Consider the following 3,302-nt stretch of genomic DNA (forward strand, 5'->3'; position numbering starts at 1 on the left):
GAGACAGGGGCCACAGCCATCCGCATCTGGTCGCGGCGCTCACCGAACAGGCCGCCAAGCTCTGGCACGTCTCCAATCTCTACGAGATCCCGGAACAGCGCCGGCTGGGCGAGCGGCTGGTCGATGCCACCTTTGCCGACAAGGTGTTCTTCACCAATTCAGGCGCCGAGGCGCTGGAATGCGCCATCAAGACGGCCAGGCGCTATCAGTTCGTCAAGGGCCATCCGGAGCGGTTTCGCATCATTACCTTCGAAGGCGCCTTCCACGGCCGCACGCTGGCGACGATCGCCGCCGGCGGCCAGTACAAATACCTCGAGGGCTTCGGGCCCAAGGTCGAAGGCTTCGACCAGGTTGCATTCGACGACATCGATGCCGCGGAAAAGGCGATCACGGCGGAGACCGCGGCCATCCTGATCGAGCCCGTGCAGGGCGAGGGCGGCATACGCCCGGTGCCGACGCAGTCCTTGAAACGGCTGCGGCAGCTCTGCGACCAGCACGGCCTGCTTCTGATCTTCGACGAGGTCCAGTGCGGCATCGGCCGCACCGGCAAGCTGTTCGCGCATGAATGGGCCAGCGTCACGCCCGACCTGATGGCGATCGCCAAGGGCATCGGCGGCGGCTTCCCAATGGGCGCCTGCCTCGCCACGGATGAGGCGGCGACCGGCATGACCGCCGGCGTGCACGGCACCACCTTCGGCGGCAATCCGCTGGCGATGGCGATCGGCAACGCCGTGCTCGACGTGGTGCTGGCCGACGGCTTCCTCGAGGATGTGCAGCGCAAGGCTCTGTTGTTGAAGCAGGGCCTTGCGGCGGTCGCGGACGAATTTCCCGAGGTCATCGAAGGCATCAGGGGAACCGGCCTGATGCTCGGCCTGAAATGCGCCATGCCCAACACCAAGGTGAACATGGCGCTGCGCGACCAGCATCTGCTTGCCGTGCCGGCCGGCGACAACGTGATCCGCCTCCTGCCGCCGCTCACCGTCACCGACGAGGAGATCGGCGAGGCGCTGAGGCGCATCCGCGGCGGCGCCAAGGGCCTGACCGACGCGATAGCGGCCGAAGCCGCGAAATAAGTTCTGGAACCTGCCGATGAGCGTGCGCCACTTCACCGATCTATCCGCCGTTTCGGCGGGCGACCTGCGTATCATGCTGGACGACGCGATGGCGCGAAAGACCAGGCTCAAGGCGGGTGAGCGCTCAAAACCGCTCGACGGCAAGGTGCTGGCCATGATCTTCGACAAGCCCTCGACGCGCACGCGCGTGTCCTTCGATGTCGGCATGCGTCAGCTCGGCGGCGAGACGATCATGCTGACCGGCACCGAGATGCAGCTCGGACGCTCGGAGACCATCGCCGACACGGCGAAAGTGCTGTCGCGCTATGTCGACGCCATCATGATCCGCACCACCTCGCACGACCGGCTGATCGAGCTCACCGAGAACGCCACGGTTCCGGTCATCAACGGGCTGACCGACGACACGCATCCCTGCCAGCTCATGGCCGACATCATGACCTTCGAGGAGCATCGCGGCCCGGTGGCCGGCAAGACCTTTGCCTGGACCGGCGACGGCAACAATGTGCTGCACTCGTTGCTCGAAGCCTCGGCCCGGTTCCGTTTCAACTTGAATGTCGCGGTGCCGGAAGGCAGCGAGCCTTTCGAGAAATATGTCGACTGGTCGAAAGCCAATGGCGGCAAGGTCCGGTTTGCCAAATCCGCCGAAGAAGCCGTCGACCAGGCCGATTGCGTCGTCACCGACAGCTGGGTCTCGATGGGCCAGGAGCACCGTGCTCGCGGCCACAACGTCTTCCTGCCCTATCAGGTCAACGCGGCGCTTATGGCTAAGGCCAAGCCCGATGCGTTGTTCATGCACTGCCTGCCGGCGCATCGCGGCGAAGAGGTCACCGACGAGGTGATCGACGGGCCGCATTCCGTGGTCTTCGATGAGGCCGAGAACCGGCTGCACGCCCAGAAGGCGGTGCTGGCCTGGTGCCTGGGCGCTTGAGAGCGGCGGACCTGGCTTCCGGTCCGATCGGGGTCAACTTGATCTGGGGACAGGTGATGCCTATTTGCGGGCCATCACGTAAATTGAACGCGCTTCGACGCATGCGGCTCATCGGGTTGCATGGCTGCGCCCCGGAGTTTTGTCATGTTGGAAACCCAGACCTTGGCTGAGCATAAACCCCAACTCGGTGAATTCGGCTTCGCCGGCGACGACCACGTCGTGCCTTACGAGGTCGCGCCGCTCGATGTGCGCGGCCGCACCGTGCAGCTCGGGCCGATGCTCGACGCTATTTTGAGCCGCCACAATTATCCCGAGCCCGTCGCCCGCCTGCTGGCGGAAGCCTGCGTGCTCACCGTGCTGCTCGGCACCTCGCTCAAATTCGAAGGCAAGTTCATCCTGCAGACCCGCACCGACGGGCCGGTCGACATGCTGGTGGCCGATTTCACCACGCCGCAGGCGTTGCGTGCCTATGCGCGCTTCGACGCCGACCGGCTGCAGGCGCTGACCGACGCCGGCGAGACCTCGCAGCAGGCTCTGCTCGGCAACGGCGTCCTGGCTCTGACCATCGACCAGGGCGCGCACACGCAGCGCTATCAGGGCATCGTCCAGCTCGACGGCACATCGCTGGAGGATGCCGCGCGCACCTATTTCCGCCAGTCGGAGCAGATCCCGACCGATATCAAGATGTCGGTCGCCAAGCTGGTCACGCCCGGCCCGGGCGGCGCGCGCGAGCAGTGGCGGGCAGGCGGCATCCTGGCGCAGTTCCTGCCGCAGGCGCCGGAGCGCATGCGCATTCCCGATATTTCGGGCGGCGACGGCGACGACCGCGAGCTGACGGACCACCCGGCCGACAATTCCTGGCAGGAATTGCTGGCGCTGCTGGGCACCATCGAGCCGACCGAGCTGATCGACCCGACCGTGGGCGCCGAGCGGCTGCTTTACCGGCTGTTCCACGAGCACGGCGTGCGCGTCTTCCGCAGCGTGCCCGTCGACTACCAGTGCTCCTGCTCGCGCGAGAAGATCCACGGCATCCTCCAAGGCTTTTCGGCCGAGGAGATCAAGGACTCGACCGAGGAGGGCGGCATCCACGTCGCCTGCGAGTTCTGCTCGACGCAATACGACTTCGATCCGGCCGAGTTCGTGGTGGAGTAACACCCATTCCTTCTCCCCGTTCCACGCAGGGCTGTCCGGGGAAAGGTTCGGGTGAATCGAAATGCCGCATGTGCATGCCCCGTAAGACGGGGATTTTCCGTCTACCTTCTGGTTGTCGAGACTCAGAAAGGGAACGGGGCATGCGCTTT

The 3,302-nt window shown here is 65.4% G+C and carries 3 protein-coding genes; all 3 read left to right on the forward strand.

Annotated elements, in window-relative coordinates; translation table 11 throughout:
- On the forward strand, positions 1-1,073 hold a 1,073-nt coding region (locus tag EOA27_RS28575; RefSeq protein WP_145970588.1), incomplete at its 5' end, for an aspartate aminotransferase family protein.
- 16 nt (positions 1,074-1,089) lie between these two features.
- Positions 1,090-2,001: an ornithine carbamoyltransferase gene (gene argF, locus EOA27_RS28580; RefSeq protein ID WP_126079346.1), complete on the forward strand. Its 912-nt coding sequence runs from the start codon at positions 1,090-1,092 to the stop codon at positions 1,999-2,001.
- A gap of 120 nt (positions 2,002-2,121) precedes the next feature.
- Positions 2,122-3,153 carry an Hsp33 family molecular chaperone gene (locus EOA27_RS28585; protein ID WP_126079345.1) on the forward strand — a complete coding sequence of 344 codons (1,032 nt, stop codon included), beginning with the start codon at positions 2,122-2,124 and terminating at the stop codon, positions 3,151-3,153.
- Positions 3,154-3,302 lie beyond the last annotated feature (149 nt).

It is taken from the genome of Mesorhizobium sp. M2A.F.Ca.ET.037.01.1.1 (genome assembly GCF_003998075.1).
Classification (GTDB): Bacteria; Pseudomonadota; Alphaproteobacteria; order Rhizobiales; family Rhizobiaceae; genus Mesorhizobium.